Consider the following 24,011-nt stretch of genomic DNA (forward strand, 5'->3'; position numbering starts at 1 on the left):
ATTTAAATTAAACAAAATGAAATACAACACACGAAATATAGGGATTATCGCACACGTAGATGCAGGAAAAACAACATTATCAGAAAGACTTCTTTATTATACGGGGCTCATTCATAAAATTGGAAATGTAGACGACGGAAATACTACCATGGACAAAGATATCCAGGAAAGGAACAGAGGTATTACCATTTCATCAGCTGCCGTTTCTACAGCATGGAAAAAAGACGATAAAGTTTACAATATCAACATTATTGATACACCGGGGCACATTGATTTCGCAATAGAAGTGGAACGATCTCTACGAGTTCTGGACAGTGTTGTGGCCGTTTTCTGCGCTTCTTCAGGTGTTCAGCCTCAAACTGAAAATGTTTGGTTCCAGGCTGAAAAGCACGGAGCATCCAAAATCTGTTTCATCAATAAAATGGACAGGGTTGGTGCAGACTTCTTTGCAGTTCTTAATGAAATAAAAACCAAACTGAATGCTGTTCCTCTGGCTCTTCAGATTCCGATTGGCGCAGAAGTACATTTTGAAGGCGTTATTGATCTTGTAAAAATGAAAGCTTTATACTGGACCGATGAAAACGGTGAAACCGTTGTGGAAAAGGAAATCCCCGCTCAATACATTGCTGAAGCTGATGAATACAGGATAAAATTACTGGAAACTCTAGCAGAAAATGACGAAATGTTTTTTGACATCTTTATGGCAGAACAAACTGCCAACGTCGAAATGATTTCAGAGGCTATACAAAGAGTCTGCAGATCAGGATCTGCCGTTCCCGTTCTTTGTGGTTCTGCTTTTAAGAATAAGGGAATCCAGCCTCTTCTTGATGCAGTGGTAACGTATCTTCCGGCTCCTGATCAGCTGGCTGATATAGAGGGAAGAGACCCTCATACGGAAGAAGAAGTACTATTAGGAAGAGATGAAGCCAATGTTTTTTCCGGGCTTGTCTTCAAGGTTGTGATTGATAAACATATGGGAAGACTGGCTATGCTTCGTGTATATTCCGGAATGATAACGTCCGGTGACACAATACTGAATGTGAGAACAGGTGAAAGATACAGGATTTCGAGAATCTTACAGATGCAGTCTGACAAAACCTTATCAATGGAGAAAGCTAAAGCTGGAGATATCGTAGCTTTAACAGGAATAAAGGATGCCAAAACCGGAGATTCTTTATCTTCTGTGGAAAAGCCGATATTACTGGAAGCCATTACAATTCCGACTCCTGTGATCCGGGTTGCTATTGAGCCCAGAACCAATGGTGATGAGAAATCTTTCGGTCTGGTGCTGGCAAAAATCCAGGAAGAAGATCCTTCTTTGGTCGTAGAAAGAGATCCACAAACCGGGGAAACATTACTTAGTGGATTGGGCGAACTTCATCTTGAGGTGACCCTTGAGAAAATCCGTCTGAATCATGGTATTGAAATCAATCAGGGAAAACCTAAAGTTTCTTATCGTGAGATCTTAACGGAAACCAAAGTTCACAGAGAAAAGCTTTCCAAGCAGAACGGAGGAAGTGGTCAGTTCGCTGATATTACTTTTGAAATAGGACCAAGGAATGATAATGAATATGGATTGGAATTCATCAGTAGGATCAAAGGAGGAGTTATTCCCACTGAATATATTCCTTCTGTTGAAAAAGGCTTCAGAGAAGCCATGGAACATGGACCATTGAAAGGATATCCTTTAGAAAACATGAAGATCACTCTCATAGATGGTTCTTTCCATGCTCAGGATTCCGCAGCGTTTGATTTTGAAATAGCAGCAAGAGAGGGATTCAGGTCGGCAGCAATAGAATGCAGTCCTAAACTTATGGAGCCTATCATGCAGATAGAGATCCAAAGTATTGAGGAATATACTGGTGCTGTCACTGCGGATATCAACAGAAGAAGAGGAATCATCACTTCTATTGATGAAAAATCAGGAAGAAAAATCTTTGCCGCGGAAGTTCCGTTAGCATCAACTTTCGGGTACATCTCTGACCTGAGAACGCTGACAAGCGGAAGAGCTTCCATCAGCATGAAATTATCACACTATACTTTAGTGCCTGATTTTATCGCGAATGCATTAATAACCTAAACAAGCAGGGACTGTAGATTTTTCTTACAGTCCTTGTCTTGTTATTGGGGTTTATCTCTGAATGGATACTGGTACAACAATCAATTCTTATTTCTTATTTTTCCGGTATCACTTTATAGGTGGGGTCTTCCTGAATATTAATTTCCACTACGGCTTCGGCATTTTTAAGTATTTTCCGGCAGTCTTCACTGAGATGACGCAGATGCAATGTTTTGTGATATTGCTTATAACGTTTGGACAATTTGTCCAGAGCATCTATTGCACTCATATCTACAATCCGGCTCTCCTTAAAATCAACTACCACCTGATCAGGATCTCCTACAGGATCAAATTTATCTGTAAATGCTGTTACCGATCCAAAAAATAAAGGACCGTATATTTCGTAATATTTCACCCCGTTTTCATCCACATATTTTCTTGCCCTTATTCTTTTGGCATTATCCCATGCAAAAACCAATGCTGAAATGATCACTCCTATTAAAACCGCTAAAGCCAGATTATGTAAAATTACCGTAATCACAGCTACTGTAACTCCCACAAAAATATCCGATTTTGGCATTTTATTCACAATCCTGATGGATACCCACTGAAAAGTACTGATAGCAACCATCATCATTACTCCTACTAAAGCAGCCATCGGAATTTTCTCTATTACAGGTGCTCCACAAAGAATAATAATAAGAATCAGCAGCGATGCTATTATTCCTGATAATCTGGCTCTGGAGCCTGCATTAAGATTTACAAGAGTTTGTGCTACCATCGCACAGCCTCCCATTCCGCCAAAGAAACCATTGGTAATATTGGCCAATCCCTGCGCCACAGATTCTTTGTTTGCACTTCCTTTGGTATTGGTAATTTCATCCACCATAGATAAAGTCAGAAGAGATTCAATTAAACCTACACCGGCCATAATAAGGGCATAGGGAAAAATAACCTGTAAAGTTTCCAGAGAAAAAGGGATCTGTGGAATATGAAAGACTGGAAGATTCCCACTGATATGAGCAATATCTGCCACTGTCTTTGTTGGAATATCAAATCCGAGAACTACAGCAAATACCACGATGATAGCTGCCAGGGAAGCCGGAACAACTTTTGTAATTTTTGGAAAAAAATAAACGATAACAATGGTAAGAGCAGTAAGGCCTGCCATAATATACAAAGGCATTCCCTGCAGCCAGTTTACAGTTCCGCTTGCATCGGTTATTTTGAACTGCTCTACCTGCGCCATAAAAATAATAATGGCCAGACCGTTTAGAAATCCGTACATAACAGGCTGTGGAATCAGCCTTACAAATTTACCCAGCTTAAAAATCCCTACCATCATCTGAAATATTCCCGCAAGCACAACCGTGGCAAAAAGATATTCTACCCCATGAGATTTTATAAGAGCAATGAGCACAACAATAGTTGCTCCTGCTCCCCCGGAAACCATCCCCGGACGCCCACCTAAAACAGCCGTTACAAGCCCCATCATAAAAGCGGCATAAAGCCCTATAAGCGGAGACAGACCGGCCAGGATAGCAAATGACAGAGACTCAGGAATCATTGTCATCGCCACAGTAAAGCCGGCAAGCAATTCATTCTTGTAATTTATTTTTTTCGAAAAGTCGAATAAGCTTAATGTATTTTTCATTGATGTGCAAAGGTATGGACTGTCTCACTGGTATACAATTTTTCTTTTTATCATTTCTTTATGATGACGCTAAGGAATTTACATAATTCGTTCAGCGATTGTTATTATCTGTTAATTTTAATTAAAATAAATATATAAAGTATATTTTTTACATTTTCATCTCATATTGCTAATTTTTTTTGTTTACATTTGGAAGCGGATAAGCAATTATTTGGTACTAATCAGAAATTCAACGCGTAAAAAGCTGTTTACGATTTTCACACAGCTTTCGCTTACAGAATTTATAAAAACCTTAATAGGTTATATGTTATTTTACACAAATGGCAGAAAGAGAAGTTTGAAAGAGAGAAGAGGAAATCCATTAAAATAAAGAATATAACCAAAGATATTAAGGTGCTCCCTACCCGCCTGTTGCAGATTGGTTAACTGTTAATCCATTTATTAAGACCGCTATCTTAGTAAACATATTTTCAATATTCTAAATCATAATTTCTATTTTTTATCAATTTCAAATACAATCAACCTCTTTTCTACCATAGCAGACAATACAAACGCCCTATTTTCGTTTTTTTGATATAAATTTTAACAAAAGAACAATATTCAGTAAAAATGTTATATAAAGAAATCCATATTGGAAAGTTTATTAAGGAAAGAGTAGACGAAAATGAAATAACAACGGAGAGGATATGCAAATTTTTAGGTAAAGATGAAAGTACTGTTGAAATGATGTATGACAGCAGATCAATGGACACAGATCTTCTCCTTAGATGGAGCAAATTATTGGAATACGATTTTTTCAGACTCTACAGTTCACACTTAATTTTATATGCACCTCCTTCTGCCATTAATAAAAACCAGCAGAAATCCGAAAAAACGCCCTATTTCAGGAAAAATATTTACACACAGGAAATCAAAGACTTTATTCTGAAAAGAATTCTTTCCGGTGAAATGACCCAAAGCGAAGTGATTAAGGAATATTCTATCCCGAAAAGCACGTTGCACAGATGGCTTCAGAAAGGTGAGAATACAAACGGATAAACATATAAAAATGCGTCCCAATTACAAAAAAATATATCAGGATATGCTTACAATAGAATATCCTGAAAAGCTTAAAGATCCAAAAATCAAAGAACTGCTCGAAAAACTTCATACAAGTGAGGATGTTCTTAAATTCAACGAAAAGCTGTTCAAGCAATCCAGAGAAAACCAAAAGCTCAAAACCTATGACAGGCAGACTATGCTGAAATTACTGCAGTATCAGAAAAAGCATGGCCACTCCACAAGTTATATGTCTAGAAAATATAAAATAAGCAGAACTACACTTTCCAAATGGAAGCTTATGTTTGAAGAAGAACTTGACAATACAATAAAAAATGCCGGTAAATAATCTAACCGGCATTTTTAAAAAGGTAATAAAAAGGAAAAACTGGGCTGCGTGTGCCGGAGTCGAACCGGATAGCCTTGCCGAATCAACCGGCTTCGCTATTCCTCCCCTAATTATGCTACGATGTATTTTTCCTAACGACACTTTTGAATGGTCATATAAAGAAGCTGGGAGTGGGAAGAAGAAAGATTAAAGTCTGAAAATCTGTGACTTTATAGAAAATTATATACAAAGATATCTTTCAACGTCCCACTTCCGGCTTTCCGTATCCGTATAAAACAAGGCAGCAGGCGAATAATGCAGTCGTGCTCTAACCAGCTGAGCTACTCTTCCTTTACAGATGTGTTTTTGTTGTGGAAGAGACGGGACTCGAACCCGTGACCCCGTCGTGATGAGCGAAGTAACATTTTTCTACGGCACTTGTTTGTTTTTAAAATACAAGAGGCAAGATCCGAAAAGACTTTTACAAGATCATTTCCATGACCTTTTGGAGTCGAACCAAATTAAACCGAAGCAGGTCTTCTCTACGGCACTCTTTATACAATCAAGGTAATATTTTTTCAGAATCTTCCGTGCATTTGCTCTACCTGCTGAGCTACTTCTCCTTTTCGAGGGAAAAGGCAGGATTCGAACCTGCGACCCAATGTTTATTCAATCTCGAAGTATGATTCTAAGACGACACCTGATTATAATTTTTCCATTGCACTTTTCTATATTTCTTCCAGTTTCGCTGGAATTTTGTATACGTTGCATTAACCACTTCATAACCGTGCGGAAAACAATACGAGCAACCCATATCATTCCCGTAGATTAATCTTGAGATCCTTACACCGGAAATTTTCTTTGGAAAGTCAATTAATCCGTATTCATTACATCCGAATTTTTGTCTTAGCATTTTAGCTTTTTTCATAAGTATTGAGTATTAAACTCAATACACAGCTTCTTTTAAATCTGTTTTATAATTATTCATAGTAATTAGTTTTTCTTTTACAAATTTGTGTTGTTACTGCGCATTCTATTTTCGCAGTTGCTTTTTTATTAAAAACCAAGTAACAATGGATAAGAGTTTTTGATTCGATTCAAATTAAAAGTTTGATGATGGAACTCTTATGAACGACATTGGTTAGCTACCGGGCAATCTGGTGAAAGACTCTGTCAGTGTGAAATTGAAGTAGGTCTTTCGAACGGCACCGGTATTATTAACACTGCAAAATTATACTGCAGGTACGCAATCTTTTTACGTAGTATGATTTTATTGAGAAAATAATGATGAAATTATTTCAAAAAGTTTAACAATTCCTAATACAGGAACTAATATAACAAGTCCAATAACTAAACAAATTACGATTTTACTTAAAAAACCTGTTTGAGTTTCTGAATAATTTCCTTTTTCTCTGGTTTTGGTTTTAAAAACAGGAATATGTTTTGTAACCCTTACACTATCTTTTTCCAGTTCAGTGATCACTTTCAATGCATATTCATCTAGAAAATCTTTGTCACCCCTGAAAACAATATCTTTCAAAATTGCACTTCCTGAATGGCTTAACGATTTTGTGTACAGCTCTACAGCTTTTTTCATTTCATCATTCTCCGGCGCTGACAGAATCCAGAATTTGCCTGCTTCATCCAGAAATCCTGCTTCAAAATAAATCTGCCCCAGCTTTTTTCTCAAGGAAAGGTCATTAGGAAACTGATTGATCATATTTCTTAATCTGTCGCATGCTTTTTTCTTTCTGCCATCTTTAAGATCCTTTTCAATTCTGTACAATAAATTTTCCATAATTTTTTAAGCAGTCTTATTTTTAAATATTTGTTCGTTTTGCCCTGAAGCAAAAGAACCAAAAATTCAAGACTTGGAAACTCCGGTTAAAAATAATCTACACTCTCTAAAAATTCTAAAACTTGCGCATATGTAGCGTTAGTTTTCGTTTCACTTTTTGTAATTTCAAAAGCAGTGCCTGTTACAGCACTACTTTATGAATCATTTTCACTGCAGATTTTTTGTCTTCCAACGCATTCAGTACATCGAAAATTTTGTCTGACCAGCCTGCAATAAGGTGTACATCATCTTTCCCGATATCAAGCGGCTGCGTACCATAACCTGCCAGGTCAAAAATATACAGCTTTGCATGAGGAGCAATGGCCTTGTACTTTTTCCAGGTATCTTCAAAGGAGTTTCTGTTTCCTATGCTATCCCATAGCTGGGTATCCGTGAAAAGCATTACTTTATCCACCTGTTCTTTTCTTTTGATCAGGTCTTCGATTACCAGGTAGCCATTGGTAGAATATCCTACTTCACCTTCACGTTTGTAGAATGCATCCACGTTATTCAAAATACCGTTTTTCGGCATTGGAACTCTCAGCCAACGGTTACCGAAGATACCCGTTACCACGTTTTTACACTGTGACTGCAGGATCATAGACATCAGCAAACCGATATCATACAGCAAAATTTCACTTTTGCCGGAAACCGCTTTCTGCATAGAACCGGACACATCCGCAGCGATCACTACTGAAGTGTCAAAGCCAAAGCCTTTGATATTTCCGGCACTCACCACCACAGCATTTTCCAATGCTTCCAGTACTGAGGAAAGATAAGGAGAATCAATATTCTTTAACTCTCTGTAAGCTGCCAGAAACCTGAATGGAAGCTGTTTTGAATTGGATACTGCTCTTTCATCGGAAAGATAGGCGCATACTTTATTCATTGCATCAGGCGAAACTTTAGCCTCCAGGATATTTCTCAGGTTTCTCATGGTTGCCATATATCCCAGTTTATTACTGAAGATCAATTCTTCCCATTTGTTTTTGAAGGCAAGTTTTCTCTCGGCATCATCTGCAAATTTCGTCTGTCCTAAAACGGAAAGCTCCACTTCCCATGTATAAGGGGTTTCGAGTGTATTGTTCGCAATTTTGTTAAAAACAGCCTGTTGATTTTCATCTTTAGCTTTTGGATGAACCAGAAACAACGCATCTTTTAAAGTTACCTCCGCTTTTCTGTTGTATTTTGCAAACTGGTATTCATCAAATTTATTGAATGATTTTACCAGCCCTTTCTGAATCTGCTTTGAAAGCCTGTTCAGTTTCTTCACATCTGTTCTTTTGTTGGCCAACTGGTAATATGCCAGCAATTCCGTGATTTCATCTGCTCTTTGAACAACTCCATCTACTGTTTTGCTTACAAGGTCTGTACCTGAGGTCTGCTTTGCCAATTCGGCCGTCAAAACCAATGGAATAGATCTTAGGTACATATCTTTCCTTGCATATACAGCGAGCTTTGCCACAAATTCTGGTTCATTTTTTTTGATCAGAGACTGTATTCTTTCTAATCTGTCATGTCCTTTTTCATAGTTGGCATCTGACAGTCCTGTTGTTACAACAGCACTATATAATTCTTCTGCAGGCGTCATGCTGTAAGCTTTTGCACCTTCGTAGTTAAGAACTGCTTTACTTTCTTTTTTTAAAAAATTAAATTTCATGGTTACTGTTTTTATTATTCAACATGAGAAGAAGGATTGTTTTCCTCTGATTTCTGATGCAAAGTAAAAACAGTATTGCGCAACCTTTTTGCGTAGATAATTTTTCTTTGATTTTTTTATTTTTAAATTGATTCGTGCAGGATTACGCTGCTTTTAAGTTTTGGCTAAAGTCTGAAAATAAGGGCATAATGTACTAGGTGGGCTAAAGCCAAGCTCTATTGAATAATGCAATATCGAAATTATTTTAACCACAGATAGCACAGATGTCGTGGGAATAAAATTGAATTAATTATTATAAAATCCTTCTATCATTCATTTTCAATAAAGAAATCGCCTATCCTGCTTTTTATGGTAAGCCTTTTCTAGCTTTGTAGTTATTAAAATTTAAGCTATGATTAAAGGACTTTATGAGACTCATGTGCAGGTAAGCAATCTTGAAAATGCAATACAATTTTATACAGAAGTGCTCGGATTAAAACTGGCGCACAGAGACGAAACCAGACCTATTGCCTTTTTATGGGTTGGAGAGGGAAAAGAATTTATGCTGGGACTGTGGGAGCAGAAGGAAAATCTTCAGACCCGGCATTTTGCTTTTTCCAGCAGTACGGAGGATATTCTAAATTATTCAGTAGAATTTCTTAAAAAAAAGGATTTGCAACCCTATAATTTTCTGAAAAACGGGAGCATTGAACCTATGGTATTTGCATGGATGCCTGCATTAGCCATTTATTTTAATGATCCAGACGGAAACCAGCTTGAGTTTATTTCTATTCTTGAGGGGGAAGGCAAACCGGAACTGGGAGTACTCAGCTATGAAGAATGGATGAAACAGGCAAACCATTAATGCAGAACCCAACACAGTGCAGAGGCGCAGGAAGTTACATTCTCTGCGCCTCTGTGCTGTTCATAAATACAATAAGATAATCATCAGCAGTTTTAAGCAGTAATCAACTTTTTTACTGCCAATACATGTTTGCAGGGCCCTCTTTCTCCTTGGTATTTTGTAAACCAATCACAGGTACAGCGTTCTCTTTCTTCTTCAAGAATTACTGTATGATGAACACCTGAGCCTTCTACCCGGGCTTCTGTTCTCTCTTTATTGTTATTTAAAATTTCTACTTTTCCGTCTTCTATAAGTTTTTCAGCATTCTTTAAACGGGGATTCAGTCCTATAATCCGGCTTAATTTAAAGGGAAGTCTGCGGTAGAAAAATTCCCTGTCATCAAGATCATAGCCGAGCAATCCCATCGAGGCAAGCTTTGCTGTAATATTTTCAGTTTTGTCCAGACTGATCTTGTTTTCCAGAGCAAGTCTTGAAGGATTAACAGACTGATTGACATAGGCGTATTTATCCAAAGCATCAATCCATTCATCGGAAACATCCGAAAGCAGGCTTTCCAATAAAGCTCCTTCTCCGGAAAAACCTCTCCAAGATTCTCTTGACAGAGAAAAACTCAATCTGATATTTCCCATATAGAGCTGCCAGGTGGTAGACTGCATGCGAACATGTGAAAAAACCTGCATACTGTCAATGTAAGGAAGAAGAGGTTCTAAAAGACGAAGCCTGTGCAGCCCGCCAATACAGACAGAATCTGCAGATTTTACGGGAGAAAAGACGGGTTTGTTTCCTCTCACAGTCAGATAATAATCGGTCTTTATAACTCCTTTAGGCATGGCACGGAATAATTGCTGTGCCTGGATTTTATTGAACCTGTAACGTTTTTCCGACTCTGATAAATACACCTGAACAGTTCCCAAACCTTTGATCCATTTTGCAGGCAAAGGCACTTTTCTTTCTATTATTCTTTCTTCATTTTTGTATAACCCCACTTCTTTTTCACCTACAGAAAGCATAATTTTTTCGTTGGGGCGAATACTTCCCAAGGCGTTTATCAAAGGTTGATTAAAGTCTACATTTGTTGTTCCGTTTTCCGGAAACTCACCATCCAGCCCATCAGGCATCACGTCTATTCTTGCATAAACTCCTGCACAATGTGAAAATCCTTCAAACCTTAATCTTTCATTGCCTGCCGTTACGATAGGATCTTTAAGAAGGGCCATCTGAAATGGTGAAAGACTAAAGCTGGATCTCACAATATTGGAAAGCGAGATGAGACATCGCGCTAAAATAAAGGGCTGCTCCACATTTCCCCAGAAAAAACACGGGACATGGGTATTTTTTTGTATCTCACTGTATTGCGCGAGAAATAGTTCTTCAAGATTTCCTTTATCCAGCAGATAGGAAGTTCCTGAATAGTTGTAAATAAGCGTATCTTCCATAAATTTATTTTTTCAGAAGAAGATTGCAGATTTTTTTCAGGCTCGAGTTTTCTTTCCAGTTGTTTAATTTTTTAATGAGTTCTTTATGAGCTTCTGAATGATTCAAAGCCAATACTTCATGGTAGATTTCCAGAATTTTTTTCAGATTGGTAACTGGTGTATCCATTTGAAGCAGAATATTGGAAATCAGCTCCTCTAAAGCGATATTATGATTTTTACTTACATTCAGCATATGATGCTGCATAAGATCCGTTAATCTTTTAACCGGTGCCCACTCCAGTTTTTCATGCAAACCGATTACTCTTCCCAGCCATGCATTATCCATCATCTGGCACGAAACATGTTCAAGCCATATTTCAGCTGCTGTTCCCCGAATGGTTTTATCACTGTCCAGAAAAATAGTTCCTAAGAACAGATATCCAACTTCATCCAAAGGTTTTTTGATTTGATAAAGTGCATTGGCAGTGTTTAAAACAAGGTTTCTTTCAAAAACTTCTGCAATTCCGGAATAGAAAAGACAGTGCTTGATCACCTTTGCCAATGCATTGGCGGGTGTGTTAGGAAAGCATAGCAGGAGTGCCGGAATTTCGTTGAGTTCTTTCTGTTCAGCAACGAAATACTCCATGAATAAAGATTCCTTTCTTTTTTCAATATGATATGTGGGAATATCAATATTAAGCTCTACCGGGTAGTAGGAATTTTTCTTACTGTCAATAGTTTTCCATTGATAAGCACCTGAAAAGAATTCCACAGGTACAGTATCATATCCGAAATTCCGGAACTCCTCAAAAACAGTCCCCGGTGAACGGGTAATTCCAGCCGTCATCCACCAAGATGGATGAATAAATTCACCTTCAGGTCTTGTATTTTTACCAAAGAAAAAAAGCAGCAGTTCTTTATATTCCCCTTTTAATCTTTTCTCAGCTTCTTCAGTCGCTTTTGAGGTATCATCTAATGCGCATCTTTGCAGCGCCAGCTGAATATCCAGATGATGGGGCTCTACATTGTTATTCTGATAGCTTTCCAGTCTTTCTACCAAAATTAACGGAGAAATCCAGCATGGCGCATGGGTGATCGGAAATAGCAGAGGAATATGATCGCCGGATTTTATTTTTTCCATAGCATACACTGCAATTTCCTTAAACGCCTGTCTTGCGGGACAATCTGCACCTACCTCTCCCATTGGTCCCAGCTTTTTCTGATACGTTGAATAGGATTCTCTGGCAGTTTCTTCTTCTTTAGTTTTCTGGTATATTTTTTCCAGATTTTTAAGCTGAACAGGATATTTTTCCAGCAAGGACATTCCGTAATTAATAATGGCATTGCACAGTAAAACATTCAGATAAGGAACTTCCCATTTCGAAATCGTTTTACAGGCTTTCAAAAATACAGGTTCCAACAGTTTCACAGATTCAGCATCTGCATCACCGGCAAATTTGATAAATCCCGTCAAAGCAATATCACAATGATAACTGTACGGATCATCCATCGCCAAGGGAAGATAAAACATCAGATCTTCAAAATTCTGAAGTACCTTCACTGCATTTTCATCTCCTGTCAGCAATCGTTTTTCCGGAGCGATAGCTTCCAGTTCCGTTTGTTCTTCTACAACATATTTTACTAAAAGTGGGCGTATGTTGGTCAGTATATTATCAGAATAATCCGAAAGTGCCTGTTTCATATTTTCTGAAACCGGAATGTATTTAAGAATAATCTTTGCCGCTTTCGACTGTATGCCGTCATCTTTGCTTACAAATGCAGAACTTAAGGCCATTCCCAGCATTTCCGGATCCATTTTCTTTCTCTGAAATATTTTTTCCGTAAGTACTAAACTGGAAACCACTACTGTTTTCACCTCCGAGCTGAGAAGATTAGGAAGATAATGTGAAAATTCATCATGTTTAAACCCTGTGGTACCCACTATTTTTTTCAGATGTGATAAGATGGTATTCACCGCTTTTGACTGCGGGGAAGCTAATCCTGCAAGCAATTCATTCTGCAGTTCAGATAATTCTTCTTCCGAGGGTTTCAATGAGGTAAAAGCATCCATAAACCAGCCTGTGACATTCTTATTAAAATTCCTGTTGGAAGCCAGAAGGCACTCTCTCAGGAACCTTTTCCTCTCAATCTTTTTCTCTGCAATGAGCTTTTGAACAATGGGAAACCATTCTTTACGAAAGGGTAAAGACTTCGATGGGAATTCACACAAATACCAAAAATGGGTATTTAGGGTTTCAGGATGATCATCAAGATCGGCCGGATAATTGCTCAGGTGATGCCCCAGCAGTTCAGGCTTGGGCTGTACATATCCTTTTTCCGTCCATCCTAAAATATCTCTGTAGTTAAATGCTGTAAATTCAGCTTCTACGGATTCATTAATAAAATCTGAAAACCATTCCGGGCAGCCCCATTCCAGTATTTGTTCTGTCTGTTCTGCGTTACGGAAGAGACTCCAGTAATTTTTACCGAAGTTTTTTTTATCCATACAGACAAACGAAGCAATATCAATAATGGAATGCTGGTTGACAGATCCTGCCGTATGGTAGGAATTTTTGGTCATTACAATCTTACTGATCTCACGATCCATTTTCTTAATAGACGGCACCAGTGTTTTCCTTTCTTCAATACTAAGCTCTTTTAGAAAGGGGATAATCTCATGTATCTTTTCCTCATTAAGGATCTCATAAAGTCTTTCTTTCATGTGCTTCTAATTTGATGTATAATTTGTTTCAGGTTATTCTTTTTTTCCATTCTTTAAGCAGTCTACTAAAGGATTTAGCCAGTTCTACCAGATCTTTATTTTTGCGTTCACCTAAAGATCAAAGAGTCTTTTCCCGTTAAAAACGGTTGCTTAACGGCTGAAAGAATGGATATCAGCAGTTTTATGCAGGTAAATTTATAACTGGTAATCAGACTGATATTCTTTAAAACATGATCTGTAAATCTCTTTACTGATATCCAACCTCTATTTATCTTTTCACTGATTATTTTTCCCGGTTTCTTTCTCTTCGCATTATCCGGAATTATCCTGTTAAATGAGGCTTCAAAAGCCATACCAGAGGGCATTTCAGGATTATTAAACAGCTCCGTAAACAGGAATGAATAAAGCCAGTGCCGGGAAGGTAAATTCAGCTTCATCCAAGTATCCTCAAATCTTCCATTTCCACCAGTTTTACACTGACAATCAAGACATAACAAAAATTCACTGTTTTGCTCTATAAAAAACAGACGGGAAAAACACTGTTTCCAATGCAAAATTCTGATCATCCCATTATCATAAACATCCTCATCAGGATGGAATAAAATGTTTAAAAAAGTGATGTTTTCAGGAAGATATTTTTTTTCAAAAAATGGGTCGCCGAAACAAGCCGGTGTTATTCCACTTCCGGATTTTGCTTTGTATTCATTTCCGGCCTTACAGCCCATCAAAGAAATCAACATAGAAATCATATTCTGTCTATGTATTTTACGATTCTGTTTTTCAAATGACTAAAATCTTCTTTTTGTACGTTTTTGATGTACTCTTCAAGAAAAAGGAGTTTGTTATTTATTTTTCAGTTTAACTATATTTTCTCAAAACCTCCATCTATCCACATAAATTTATTATTGCCTGCTAAAATAAAAAAAAATGGCTGTCAGACAGTAAATTATCCCTTTAATGTGAATTTTTTAACAAAATATTAAGTTAATAAAACACCTGTCAATAAGACTCTGCGTACTGTAAAAACAATTCCCTGTTTAAAGATATATTTATAAAAAAGCATATAAAGTCCTTCTATATGGACATTTACACATCATTTGGTGTCTTAATTTTGAGAAAGCAACAATCTAAAGCTGATAGAATTCCACCATCCGAATACGTTAATTTTATTTAAAATACTAAAATCAGGTTTGTAATTCGCTAAATTTTATATATTTGCAAAATATAAATACTTGATAACTCAAATACTTTTCAATGATAAGCACAGAATTATTATTTTTGATCAACATCAATAAGCTGCAATCTGTAATCTCCAGAAAGTTTGACTCTCTCAGCGTTCATGGCCTGGGATTCAATGACTTTGTGATACTTTATATTCTCCATTCTTCATCGGAAAGCAGAATGCGGAGAATAGACCTTGCAGAAAAAACAGGTCTTACGGCATCAGGAATAACCCGGTTATTAAATCCGCTGGAGAAAATCGGGCTGATAGCCAGAGAAGCTAATGAAAGGGATGCCCGTGTAAGCTATGTGGTGATCACGCCTACCGGTAAAAAGATATTTGAGGAGGCCAGACTAAGCGCTGAGCATATTACGAAAGAAATTCTTTCCTCTAAAAAGGGTAAATCTTTAAAAATGATCAATGAGCTTCTCTATGATCTCGGAGGAAATATACAATAATGAAAACATGAAAAATACATTAAAGAAACAGCTGAGAGAAAAAGCAAAGGATTACAAAACAACGATGGGAGTTCTTTCTGTTATCAATACGTTAAATGGCAAACAGTATGTGCAGCCTTCTTTACATCTGGAAGCGCTGGTGAACAAAATGAAGTTTCTTTTAAACTGCGGAATGTTTGAACATCAGCAATTACAAAAGGATTGGAATGAATTGGGAAGTGATGGTTTTATTTTTGAATTTGCCGTGACTGTCCCTGATCAAAACAATGAGTATATCAACTATCGCCAGGAGATAAAGAAGGCTGAACAGGTTTTTTTATCAGAAAGTAACCGCGTATTATATTAATTATGATGAAAACTGTACGCCTAAAAGAGGTTGATCTTTGCTATGAGATCTTTGGAGATGGTCATCAGCATACTCTCGTTTTGATTCCCGGCCTAGGAAGTCAGATGATCCGCTGGGATATTGCGTTCTGCAATCTGCTGGTTGAAAAAGGCTTCAGGGTGATCCGTTTTGACAACAGGGATTCCGGGAGTTCTGTTTTTAACACTAAAAAAGAAATTCCTTCTGATAAAGGCATTGAAGAGGTTTTTGCTGAATTCAGCAATGAACGCATTCCTTATTCTCTAATGGATATGGCGAATGATGTTATAGGCTTACTTGACCATTTAAAGATAAAAAAAGCCCATGTTGCGGGGCGTTCCATGGGGGGAATTATTGCTCAGCTTCTGGGTTCTTATTACCCTGACAGAGTTTTATCATTAACAATCATGATGTCAACATCTTTAAATCCTGCTCTTCCCAAGCCAGATCCGGAAGTGATGGCCATGATGACACAGGTATATCCTGATCCTGTTGTCCACAAACAGGAATATTTGAGAAAAAAAATACATTTTGCAGAGAAAATTTCAGGTTCGGGATATGCTTTTGATCCGGATCAGGAAAAAGCTTTTCTCGAGGAGGAACTTACCCGATCAAAGACAAAAAACGGAATTATACGACAGCTTTTAGCGATGGGCTCTTTTCAGTATAATGTTGATATGTTAAAGAAAATAGCTGCTCCGGCTTTGGTTATTCATGGAACAGACGATCTGATCTTTCATCCTGACTGCGGAAAAGATATTGCAGACTGTATTCCGTCTGCTGAATGGGTTGTTATAGAAGGAATGGGACATTCTATCCCTGTGGAGCTTTATGGTTTTATCTGTGACAGGATTTCTGATCTGACAAAATAAAAAAAGACTGCCTCATCATTTGAGACAGTCTTCATTTTGCAATCGTTATTTGAGATTTTTTAATAATTCTTCAGGCACCAGTGCAGAATCTTTGCAATGTTTTTGGCATCATCTACACCTCTGTGGTGGGTACCTTCTAAAGTCATTCCCAGTTCACCCAAAGCTCTGTTCATCCCGACACTCTTCCTGATGGTAGGATGAATTTCTCCGAATAAGGTCTTTACGTTGATGTGGTCATCACTCATCGGATAATCTGTGTAGAATCTTCTTGCCTGATCCTTAAGCATATTCAGGTCATAGTTTCCGTAGCTTGCCCAGGTCAGTTCTTCCGAATCATATTCTGCTCTCAGGATATCAAAAGCATCATCCAGCATGATTCCTTCATGATCCAGCATATTCTGGGTAAGGGTGGTGAGCTCCGTACAGAACGGACTTACTTTTGAATATTGAGGTTTTACTAAAATCCCTTCATTTTTAGAGATCTTACCGGTTTTTGCATTCATGATGCATACCCCTATTTCAATGATCTCACTTTCCTGACCTCTTGGCGGCCGGTTTTCCCAGCATGTTGCTTCAAGGTCTACTATTAATATATTTTCTGTAGTTTTCACTTGTTTAAAATTAAATTGTTAAAGTATGGAAGACGGACACGGGAAGAGGGAAGTTTTACTGTATGTAATTTACTTCCAGCCACCAGCTTCAGTTTTCCAACCTATACTTATTTACAGAATTTTACTTAAAATTCTGGCTGTGTTATAAGCATCGTCTGCTCCGCTGTGATGGGTGCCTTCAAAATCCATATTCAGATAGCTCAGCGCTCTTTTAAGGCCAATTTGCCTGTGCAGATTGAAATATTTTTTGAATTCATACATCACATTCATATAATTTCCTGAAAAAGGATTGGGGATCCCGAGCCAATCGCACTGCTCTATGATCTGCCCGCCATCAAAGTTTCCATATCCTGCCCATGTAAGCGGTGCAGAATGATACTGATCTCTGATTATTTCGCAGGCTTCTTCAAAATAGATTCCTTTTTCTCCTATCAGCTGCGGAGTAATTCCTGTCAGATCCGTACAGAAACCGTTGATTTCTGACCTTTCAGGAATTACATAGATGCTTTGTTTCTGGGAAATTGCTTTTGACGTTAAGTTTAGTTTGCAAATTCCTATTTCTATAATATCGACTTTCTGCCCTATGGGAATTCTGTCGTTTTCCCAACATGTTGCTTCCAGGTCGATGATTATGATCTCATTGGTTGTTTTCATGTTTTTGGAAGTCAGAAGCTTAGAAGTTAGCTGGACGGCTATATCTTCTACCCTTCTTCTTTCTCTTCATTGTTAATTGTTAGTTTCTGGGAGGAAATGGAGGGTTCCACTTTTTCCTCTTCATCAGTTCTTTGACTTCTTCGTAGGAGACCGGATAAAAATTGTGGCAGTCTACTCCAACGTCAAAACTGAGTGCCATTTCATCATCCGGCAGTGTTCCGTGCGAATGACCGTATAACTGCCATACCCCTCGGTGTGAGCCATTCCAGGTACGCATGGCATAATGGAAAAGAATGATTTTCTGTTTACCATTGCTTTCATCCGGCTCATCAATCCTCAGTTCGTGGTAGTCTCTGATGGAGGCAAACCGCTTTGGATAAGTTAGAGCAGCTCCTTCGTGATTGCCTTTGATGAGATGGATATTGCCGTTTAACCGGTCTAAAATCTCTTTTGTAAAGTCCGGTTTGCCTAAGCTCATGTCGCCAAGATGGTAGACCGTATCACCTGGTTCAACTTTTTCGTTCCATCTTTTAATAAGTTCTTCATTCATATGGTCCAGCGATTCAAAGGGTCTCTCTGAAAACTTGATAATATTCTCATGACCAAAATGATGGTCCGCTGTAAAAAATATATTGGGTTTCATTTTTTTATTTTTTTTTAAAACCACCGCGTCAAAAATTCTTTGAATTTTCGCCACCCCTCCAAAGGATGGGAATTTTCACACTTTCATTAGTTCTATTTCTCTTTAATAAAATGAAGTGTTTTCGTTCTTCCGACTTGAGTAGTTATTTATTATACATAAAAAAGTTTCGGTAAAAAATTACCGAAACTACACTTTAAGAGTCATCAACTCTTCTTTTATAAAATCAATGACTAAAGAATTCAACTTTTTGTTGATCCTTTTCTGCTCTTCTTTTTCAATAGCTTTGAAAGCTGCCGGGAAGTCCTTTTGGAAGTCTTCTAAAATATCCTGTGAAAAAAGGCCAATTACCTTACCTATCATTTTAGGTTCGAATTCGCCGATTTTGCTTACTACATTATTTAACCTGTTTACAGTAGCATAATTCTGGATTTCTTCCCAGATTTCCTGTGCTTTTTCGCTGAAGTGAACCTGTTTATGAACAGTTTTAGCTTCTTTTTTAACCATTTTGGACTTTTCTACCCATTTCTCATTCTTATTTTTCAGAATGATTCTGGCTCCATTTCCAAAGTATCTGGTTTTCAAAGTTTTTATGATCGTTCCTTCGCACATATTGTTCTCCAATTCAGGTAGTCCCAGCCAGGCCGGAATTTGTGAATTGAAAACATTAGGGAACATCAAAGCTTCTTCCAGTGTTCCCTGAAACAAAATTTTGGCATAGAAAAATCCGGTCTCTTCAAAAATCTGATTGACCACTTCGGTATCCAGATAGGTAATCCCATTCAGTTTAATATCGAAAGCGTAAAATTCGTTGTAAGGTGCATAGTCAATACCTTTCTGTACCTTCACGGCATCTTTTACGGGTTCTACACCTTTATGTTTGTAACCGCCACCGAACAATTCACCGTAGATGACTACAGTTTCCACATCCGGATGGATGGTTTTCACTTTTTGAAACACTTCTATTACATTTTTTCTGTAACGTTCCAACATCTGATGGGCATTGAAAAATTTCTCATCTTTTTCGATGAAAGCAGTTCTCTTCGCGATTTTAATTTCCTTTCCGTCGGTAAAGAAAGAGAAATTAGCTCCGTGAACTTTTTCCTGTACGATGAAAACCTCATCCCCAAAACCCTGAATCCTGATCTGTTCGATCACGCGGGCCTGGTAAGCATTTTCTATAGCGTTATATGTTTTGAAAATCATTTTGTTTTAGTTTTTAATCGTTTTAAAATTTTCCAGCAGGCTTAAGATATTTTCCTTTCCTACCGGATTCATGGAGTGACAATAGAATTTTGGAAGATCCAGATGATGGTCCATGCAATATTCTACCAGCCATTTGGCGCATTCATAAGCTGTTTTTTCAACAAATTCATGAGAATCTTCTTCCAAATAGTGTTCGTCTGCAAGATCATGGTCAAAAGAGATCATTTCCGGAAGTCCTTTTTCCAAAATCCTGTTGACAAACTGCTCGTAATTACGAACAATGTGCCAGTCGCTTCTGAGGAACATATCCTGTTTGGTATAATGATAAGCCTCAATCGGGTATCTTATATCATCCAGAAATAATAATCTTTTTGTTTTTTCCATGACTTAATTTTTTATATTTCTTTAAGCTTCCATCTTCTTACATCCCTCTTCCAGCTTTATTACACCATCATATCAGCACAGTTGGAACTTGCGAAAGCATAAGGCTTTGCCTTGAACACATATCCCATTCCCAGAATGTATCCCATGGCATCTTTTAATGCTGCATTGGATTTAAAATCCGGGTCGGTATTAATGTCTGCGTGTACCTCCATTTCCACACCATAAGCATCCAGCACAGAGCAGATCGCGTATGCAATTTCAACAGATTTGTTGACCTCATTCAGCATTCGCTCCTTGATACTGATACTCTGTATTTCTCTTTCTTTTCTGATAAAGGTAAACGCTCCTTTTCCTTCACGAATGAATACTACTGCCGTAGCATAGCTGATTGCCTCTCCGTATACGTGGGAGTCTGACCCCACACATACTTTCAGACGGTGTCCGTTAGCCTGTTCGCGAATGATGGCTTGTTCTACCAGCTCTGTGATAGAATGTTGGAAAATTTTTCCATTCATATTCTGCCATGTTTGTTGTTGCGTTTCCATTTTTTCTACATGTTTTAAAATTATAATTGATTGTTGATAATTGATGAATGACAACCTGTCACTCATTTTCTATTGCACTCCGAACCGGACTCGAACCGATGCCATCAGTTTTGGAGACTGAGATGCTGCCATTACACCATCAGAATAAATGTTGTTAATTCATTAGGACTCGAACCTAAACTCCAAGAATCAAAATCTTGTGTGCTGCCATTACACTATGAATCAGTTTTATAATAGATAATTGATAAATGATGATTGATAAAGTGCTCAGCAATCATTGGTCATTCATATTTGTGGAACAGACAGGAATTGAACCTGTACCTTCAGTTTTTCAGACTAACGTGCAGACCTTCTACACCACTCTTCCATATTATAATTGATCAATGATAGTTGATAAATTGCCCAGCAACCATTGATCTCCTGTCGTTTATATTTTTGGTACGGGAAGAGGGACTCGAACCCCCAAAAGCTTGATCCTAAATCAAGAGTGTCTGCCATTCCACCATTCCCGCAGGTTTTTTATGAGTGATTGGTAATGAGTAATATTTTCTATTTTCATCACTACTTATCACTTTTTACTCATATTATCATTAGGTTTGAGAAAGCTCTGTCTATTGATAAACTATGCCTGTTCGTGTTTGTAAAGATCTTCTGCGCCTGACAAACCTTTCTCATTTCCTAATTGAATTGTATCTAAAAAAGTAAAAGGCTGTCTGTTTTTATTGATGAAAGATCTTCTGCTCCCGACAGTCCTTTTTCTCTTTTCTTCTTTTTTTTTGTGAATGGTAACTGGCCAATTTTTTAAAATCTGAACTTTCATGGTATTATATTCATTTAATATTGGCCAGCTATTCACATCCAGTACTCTATAAGGGAATCGAACCCTTATTTTCTGCTCGAAAGGCAGGCGTCCTCACCGTTAGACGAATAGAGCATTAAGCCACTGACCAGGAATCGAACCTGAACAACAAGAGTACATTTCCTGCATGCTGCCATTACATTATCAGCGGTTGGTGGAAGTAGTAGGATTCGAACCTACTCAGCTATGAAGCAACAGATTTACAGTCTGCCCCGACTCTCCAACTTCGGCGTACTTCCAAATTTTATGAGCAATGAGTAATATATAATTCCTCATTTTTTTCCTTTCAAAAAAAGAAAAGGTCTGTCTTTATATTGAATGTTTAACTAAAGATCTTCTGCGCTCGACAGCCTTTTTCTTTTATTAATAAAGGATATTGTTTGCTATAGATGATAAAAGATCATTGATAAAAGATTCTTGTATCTCCTATAGTTTTTACATTGAGATGGCTATGGGATTCAAACCCACTCAGTTTACACAACGGTTTTGCAGACCGTCCCGACTCTTCCACTTCGGCGAACCATCAGATCAAAAAAATAAAGTGTGTCTCAATTTGTTTGATGTAAGAACTTCTGCGCTTGACAGACTTTATTTTTACCTAAAAATTTATAAATGATGTGTTTTAAATTGATAATTCAACCGGAGAGAAGAAAAAGCCTGTCTGTATTTTTCGTTTGGCGTAAAGAACTTCTGCGCTCGACAAACTTTTACATTTTCTCCTGAATAATTAACAATTAGTTACCTGCGATTCCGGAAAGATTCGAACTTTCAACTTCCGGTTTAACAGACCGGTGCTCTAACCATTTGAGCTACAAAATCATTGTAATTCCGGAAGGACTCGAACCTTCAACCTTCGGTGTATCAGACCGACACTCTAACCACTTGAGCTACGAAATCATTGGTATTCCATAAGGGGATCGAACCCTTGTCTTTCGGTAGAAAGCCGAATGCACTTACCACTATGCTAATGGAACAAATTGTCTGGAAAGCAAGATTCGAACTTGCGACCTCCCGCGTCCAAGACGGGTAAACAACCACCGTTATCTTTCCAGCTTTGGGGTTCACTTCTGTTTCTTTTCCGGGAGACAGCCGGATCGGAAAGTTTCCATGAACCTTTTTTGTTGATTCCAATAGGACTTGAACCTCTAACTCTGGGTTTAGAAACCCCATGCTCTATCCAGTTGAGCTACGGAACCGTTTTTGTAATCCCAGAAAGATTTGAACTTTCAACCCCCGGTTTAAAAGACCGGTGCTCTAACCATTTGAGCTATGAGATTGTTTTAATCTTGTGAATCGTTAATAATCAATTCGCTTCGCTTGTCAATTTTTAATTTCACAATTCACATTTTTGTAATCCCAGAAGGAATCGAACCTTCAACCTTCGACGTATCAGGTCGGTGCTCTAACCATTTGAGCTATGAGATTTTATATTTTGGTATCTTCAGTATGTTCACGAATGCTTTGCACTTCGAACCCTGTTCTCCGGTACCTCAGACCGGCGCAATAAGCTAAAGAAAACCATAAAAAAAGCGCCTCTTTTCGGGAGGCGCTTCATCTATTTAAACGTAAGAGATCATTAGCTGACCCACGTATATAAGCACCTTTTATCCACAATTCCACTTTCAAGAATACATGCAACCCCTGTCGGCTCCTGTCCGAATAGTCTTGAATATTGATTGAATATGTTGTGTAACTGTTTCATTTTATTTTTGTTTGTTTCTAAATTATTTTTAATTGAATCCTGAAAACCTGTTGCTTTCAATTTTCGGTTGCAAAGTAAATATGATTTTTTTAAACCTGCAAATAAATTTTCAAATTAAAATATTGATAATCAGATGATTATATGTTGAATTTAGAGTAGAGAATTTCTGTCCGCAATACACTGCAGATATTTCAATTACCTAAATGACTGTCTCTCACCGGGTTGCTAATCACTCTATTTTATCGTATTAAAGTTTCATTGTTGATTAAAAAATTTTCATGTTTATGGTTATTTTTTTTCATTCTAAATAATTTCTGACCTAAAAAACAAAAAACGCCTCGATTTTTCGAGACGTTTCTGTTGTATTTTGATTAATTTTTTACAAGTTTACAGTAAATAATTTCCAAAGTCAGCACATTTCGCCTCATTCCATATCACCTCATCATACCCGAATAATCCTTTATCAGAAGGACTTCCGAATAGTTCTGCATTGATATGTGCTCTTTGTATTGTCATAATTTTCTGGCGCAAAGATAAATCTTTTTTGATATTATTTTATCATTTTCACAATTTTGGGGTGGTTTTGGATACGCAGAGATGCAAAACATTATTAAAAAAATATGTTTTAAGGCGCGAGGATTTTATCTCCGATAAAATTTAATACCGCTAATATTGGTCTGAATAATTCCATAATTAATAAGTTATCACTGCTGGAAATCTGTGATTTTTTAGTGTCTTACAATTATACACTAAATTTATAGGACCGTCATCTTTGCAATTTTCCAACAAAAGAGAATTACTCTGTTATCTTAAACGCAAAATTTTAATTTCAGGAGTTTCTTATTGTTAGGGAGCCAAGGAGAATCAATTAACATGGATTGATGAAAAGAATGTTCTATTTTTTCCTGATAACTGTTCTTCTTCTGAACTTTTTATT

Annotated in this window: 23 protein-coding genes and 15 tRNA genes; 7 read left to right on the forward strand and 31 right to left on the reverse strand. The window is 37.5% G+C overall.

Annotation, left to right across the window (positions count from 1 at the left end):
* Positions 1-16 precede the first annotated feature (16 nt).
* On the forward strand, positions 17-2,080 hold the full coding sequence (gene fusA, locus BLW74_RS17865; RefSeq protein WP_089694607.1) for an elongation factor G: 2,064 nt from the start codon (positions 17-19) through the stop codon (positions 2,078-2,080).
* Positions 2,081-2,174: 94 nt separating this feature from the next.
* Here the strand turns inward: fusA and BLW74_RS17870 are convergent, their stop codons facing one another.
* Positions 2,175-3,713: a SulP family inorganic anion transporter gene (locus BLW74_RS17870; RefSeq protein ID WP_089694609.1), complete on the reverse strand. Its 1,539-nt coding sequence runs from the start codon at positions 3,711-3,713 to the stop codon at positions 2,175-2,177.
* A gap of 609 nt (positions 3,714-4,322) precedes the next feature.
* On the opposite strand from BLW74_RS17870, the gene BLW74_RS17875 reads away from it, so the two are divergent.
* Together BLW74_RS17875 and BLW74_RS17880 are read left to right on the forward strand one after the other, a co-directional pair.
* On the forward strand, positions 4,323-4,751 hold the full coding sequence (locus BLW74_RS17875) for a helix-turn-helix domain-containing protein (protein ID WP_089694611.1): 429 nt from the start codon (positions 4,323-4,325) through the stop codon (positions 4,749-4,751).
* Between the two features lie 43 nt (positions 4,752-4,794).
* Positions 4,795-5,100, forward strand: a complete 306-nt coding sequence (locus BLW74_RS17880; RefSeq protein WP_228424955.1) for a helix-turn-helix domain-containing protein — start codon at positions 4,795-4,797, stop codon at positions 5,098-5,100.
* A 609-nt stretch (positions 5,101-5,709) separates the two neighbouring features.
* Here BLW74_RS17880 and BLW74_RS22525 read toward each other — a convergent pair.
* From BLW74_RS22525 to BLW74_RS17900, 4 genes are all read right to left on the reverse strand, one after another.
* A tRNA-OTHER gene (locus tag BLW74_RS22525) sits at positions 5,710-5,808 on the reverse strand.
* Positions 5,768-6,007 carry a phosphate ABC transporter substrate-binding protein gene (locus BLW74_RS17890; protein WP_089694617.1) on the reverse strand — a complete coding sequence of 80 codons (240 nt, stop codon included), beginning with the start codon at positions 6,005-6,007 and terminating at the stop codon, positions 5,768-5,770. Before BLW74_RS17890 ends, BLW74_RS22525 begins: the two co-directional genes overlap by 41 nt.
* 342 nt (positions 6,008-6,349) lie before the next feature.
* Positions 6,350-6,877, reverse strand: a complete 528-nt coding sequence (locus BLW74_RS17895; protein WP_089694619.1) for a DUF6584 family protein — start codon at positions 6,875-6,877, stop codon at positions 6,350-6,352.
* A 181-nt stretch (positions 6,878-7,058) separates the two neighbouring features.
* The gene (locus BLW74_RS17900; RefSeq protein ID WP_089694620.1) at positions 7,059-8,576 is read right to left on the reverse strand and encodes a TROVE domain-containing protein; all 1,518 of its coding nucleotides are present in this window, start codon (positions 8,574-8,576) and stop codon (positions 7,059-7,061) included.
* A gap of 391 nt (positions 8,577-8,967) precedes the next feature.
* Here BLW74_RS17900 and BLW74_RS17905 point away from each other — a divergent pair, with 391 nt between their 5' ends.
* Positions 8,968-9,420: a VOC family protein gene (locus BLW74_RS17905; RefSeq protein ID WP_089694622.1), complete on the forward strand. Its 453-nt coding sequence runs from the start codon at positions 8,968-8,970 to the stop codon at positions 9,418-9,420.
* 92 nt (positions 9,421-9,512) lie between these two features.
* Here the strand turns inward: BLW74_RS17905 and BLW74_RS17910 are convergent, their stop codons facing one another.
* The 3 genes from BLW74_RS17910 to BLW74_RS17920 form a co-directional block, all read right to left on the reverse strand.
* The gene (locus BLW74_RS17910) at positions 9,513-10,856 is read right to left on the reverse strand and encodes an SWIM zinc finger family protein (RefSeq protein WP_089694624.1); all 1,344 of its coding nucleotides are present in this window, start codon (positions 10,854-10,856) and stop codon (positions 9,513-9,515) included.
* 4 nt (positions 10,857-10,860) lie between these two features.
* Positions 10,861-13,557, reverse strand: coding sequence for a DUF6493 family protein (locus BLW74_RS17915; protein ID WP_089694626.1), 2,697 nt, complete (start codon positions 13,555-13,557; stop codon positions 10,861-10,863).
* A gap of 107 nt (positions 13,558-13,664) precedes the next feature.
* Entirely contained in the window at positions 13,665-14,297 is a 633-nt protein-coding gene (locus BLW74_RS17920; RefSeq protein WP_139265767.1) for a hypothetical protein, read from the reverse strand.
* Positions 14,298-14,811: 514 nt separating this feature from the next.
* Here BLW74_RS17920 and BLW74_RS17925 point away from each other — a divergent pair.
* Genes BLW74_RS17925 through BLW74_RS17935 form a run of 3 tightly spaced genes read left to right on the forward strand, consistent with a single transcriptional unit; the run spans position 14,812 to position 16,473 of the window.
* Entirely contained in the window at positions 14,812-15,237 is a 426-nt protein-coding gene (locus BLW74_RS17925) for a MarR family winged helix-turn-helix transcriptional regulator (protein ID WP_089694630.1), read from the forward strand.
* Between the two features lie 7 nt (positions 15,238-15,244).
* Positions 15,245-15,583 carry a GIY-YIG nuclease family protein gene (locus BLW74_RS17930; RefSeq protein ID WP_089694742.1) on the forward strand — a complete coding sequence of 113 codons (339 nt, stop codon included), beginning with the start codon at positions 15,245-15,247 and terminating at the stop codon, positions 15,581-15,583.
* A gap of 2 nt (positions 15,584-15,585) precedes the next feature.
* The gene (locus BLW74_RS17935) at positions 15,586-16,473 is read left to right on the forward strand and encodes an alpha/beta fold hydrolase (protein ID WP_089694632.1); all 888 of its coding nucleotides are present in this window, start codon (positions 15,586-15,588) and stop codon (positions 16,471-16,473) included.
* Between the two features lie 59 nt (positions 16,474-16,532).
* On the opposite strand, the gene BLW74_RS17940 is transcribed toward BLW74_RS17935, so the two are convergent.
* From BLW74_RS17940 to BLW74_RS18040, 23 genes are all read right to left on the reverse strand, one after another.
* The gene (locus BLW74_RS17940) at positions 16,533-17,084 is read right to left on the reverse strand and encodes a 3'-5' exonuclease (protein WP_089694634.1); all 552 of its coding nucleotides are present in this window, start codon (positions 17,082-17,084) and stop codon (positions 16,533-16,535) included.
* A gap of 111 nt (positions 17,085-17,195) precedes the next feature.
* Positions 17,196-17,738, reverse strand: a complete 543-nt coding sequence (locus BLW74_RS17945; RefSeq protein ID WP_089694636.1) for a 3'-5' exonuclease — start codon at positions 17,736-17,738, stop codon at positions 17,196-17,198.
* A gap of 79 nt (positions 17,739-17,817) precedes the next feature.
* The gene (locus tag BLW74_RS17950) at positions 17,818-18,381 is read right to left on the reverse strand and encodes a metallophosphoesterase family protein (RefSeq protein WP_089694744.1); all 564 of its coding nucleotides are present in this window, start codon (positions 18,379-18,381) and stop codon (positions 17,818-17,820) included.
* A gap of 186 nt (positions 18,382-18,567) precedes the next feature.
* Positions 18,568-19,584 carry an RNA ligase, Rnl2 family gene (locus tag BLW74_RS17955; protein ID WP_089694638.1) on the reverse strand — a complete coding sequence of 339 codons (1,017 nt, stop codon included), beginning with the start codon at positions 19,582-19,584 and terminating at the stop codon, positions 18,568-18,570.
* A 6-nt stretch (positions 19,585-19,590) separates the two neighbouring features.
* Positions 19,591-19,968, reverse strand: a complete 378-nt coding sequence (locus BLW74_RS17960) for a cyclic-phosphate processing receiver domain-containing protein (protein ID WP_089694639.1) — start codon at positions 19,966-19,968, stop codon at positions 19,591-19,593.
* Positions 19,969-20,027: 59 nt separating this feature from the next.
* Positions 20,028-20,513: a ribonuclease H-like YkuK family protein gene (locus BLW74_RS17965; RefSeq protein ID WP_089694641.1), complete on the reverse strand. Its 486-nt coding sequence runs from the start codon at positions 20,511-20,513 to the stop codon at positions 20,028-20,030.
* Positions 20,514-20,588: 75 nt separating this feature from the next.
* Positions 20,589-20,659: transfer RNA gene (locus BLW74_RS17970), tRNA-Trp, on the reverse strand.
* 8 nt (positions 20,660-20,667) lie between these two features.
* A tRNA-Gln gene (locus BLW74_RS17975) sits at positions 20,668-20,738 on the reverse strand.
* 69 nt (positions 20,739-20,807) lie between these two features.
* Positions 20,808-20,880, reverse strand: a tRNA-Phe gene (locus tag BLW74_RS17980).
* A gap of 69 nt (positions 20,881-20,949) precedes the next feature.
* Positions 20,950-21,025, reverse strand: a tRNA-Leu gene (locus BLW74_RS17985).
* Between the two features lie 110 nt (positions 21,026-21,135).
* Positions 21,136-21,333 (reverse strand): hypothetical protein, encoded by a 198-nt coding sequence (locus BLW74_RS17990; RefSeq protein WP_089694643.1) that lies wholly within the window; start codon positions 21,331-21,333, stop codon positions 21,136-21,138.
* A gap of 42 nt (positions 21,334-21,375) precedes the next feature.
* Positions 21,376-21,447 (reverse strand) — tRNA-Glu (locus BLW74_RS17995).
* Between the two features lie 77 nt (positions 21,448-21,524).
* Positions 21,525-21,611 (reverse strand) — tRNA-Tyr (locus BLW74_RS18000).
* Between the two features lie 204 nt (positions 21,612-21,815).
* Positions 21,816-21,897: transfer RNA gene (locus BLW74_RS22530), tRNA-Cys, on the reverse strand.
* A 220-nt stretch (positions 21,898-22,117) separates the two neighbouring features.
* Positions 22,118-22,191 (reverse strand) — tRNA-Asn (locus tag BLW74_RS18005).
* A 4-nt stretch (positions 22,192-22,195) separates the two neighbouring features.
* Positions 22,196-22,269, reverse strand: a tRNA-Ile gene (locus BLW74_RS18010).
* A 2-nt stretch (positions 22,270-22,271) separates the two neighbouring features.
* A tRNA-Glu gene (locus BLW74_RS18015) sits at positions 22,272-22,346 on the reverse strand.
* Between the two features lie 6 nt (positions 22,347-22,352).
* Positions 22,353-22,424 (reverse strand) — tRNA-Pro (locus BLW74_RS22535).
* A 70-nt stretch (positions 22,425-22,494) separates the two neighbouring features.
* A tRNA-Arg gene (locus tag BLW74_RS18020) sits at positions 22,495-22,568 on the reverse strand.
* A 7-nt stretch (positions 22,569-22,575) separates the two neighbouring features.
* Positions 22,576-22,649 (reverse strand) — tRNA-Lys (locus BLW74_RS18025).
* A 74-nt stretch (positions 22,650-22,723) separates the two neighbouring features.
* Positions 22,724-22,797 (reverse strand) — tRNA-Ile (locus BLW74_RS18030).
* 151 nt (positions 22,798-22,948) lie between these two features.
* Complete coding sequence (locus BLW74_RS22810; protein ID WP_262487324.1) at positions 22,949-23,074, reverse strand: hypothetical protein; 126 nt, start codon at positions 23,072-23,074, stop codon at positions 22,949-22,951.
* A 387-nt stretch (positions 23,075-23,461) separates the two neighbouring features.
* A complete protein-coding gene (locus BLW74_RS18040) occupies positions 23,462-23,590 on the reverse strand; it encodes a penicillin-binding protein (RefSeq protein ID WP_164723331.1) in 129 nt (42 codons plus the stop codon).
* Between the last annotated feature and the right edge of the window lie 421 nt (positions 23,591-24,011).

The sequence above is a fragment of the Chryseobacterium culicis genome, from assembly GCF_900108365.1.
GTDB classification, from domain to species: Bacteria; Bacteroidota; Bacteroidia; order Flavobacteriales; family Weeksellaceae; genus Chryseobacterium; species Chryseobacterium culicis.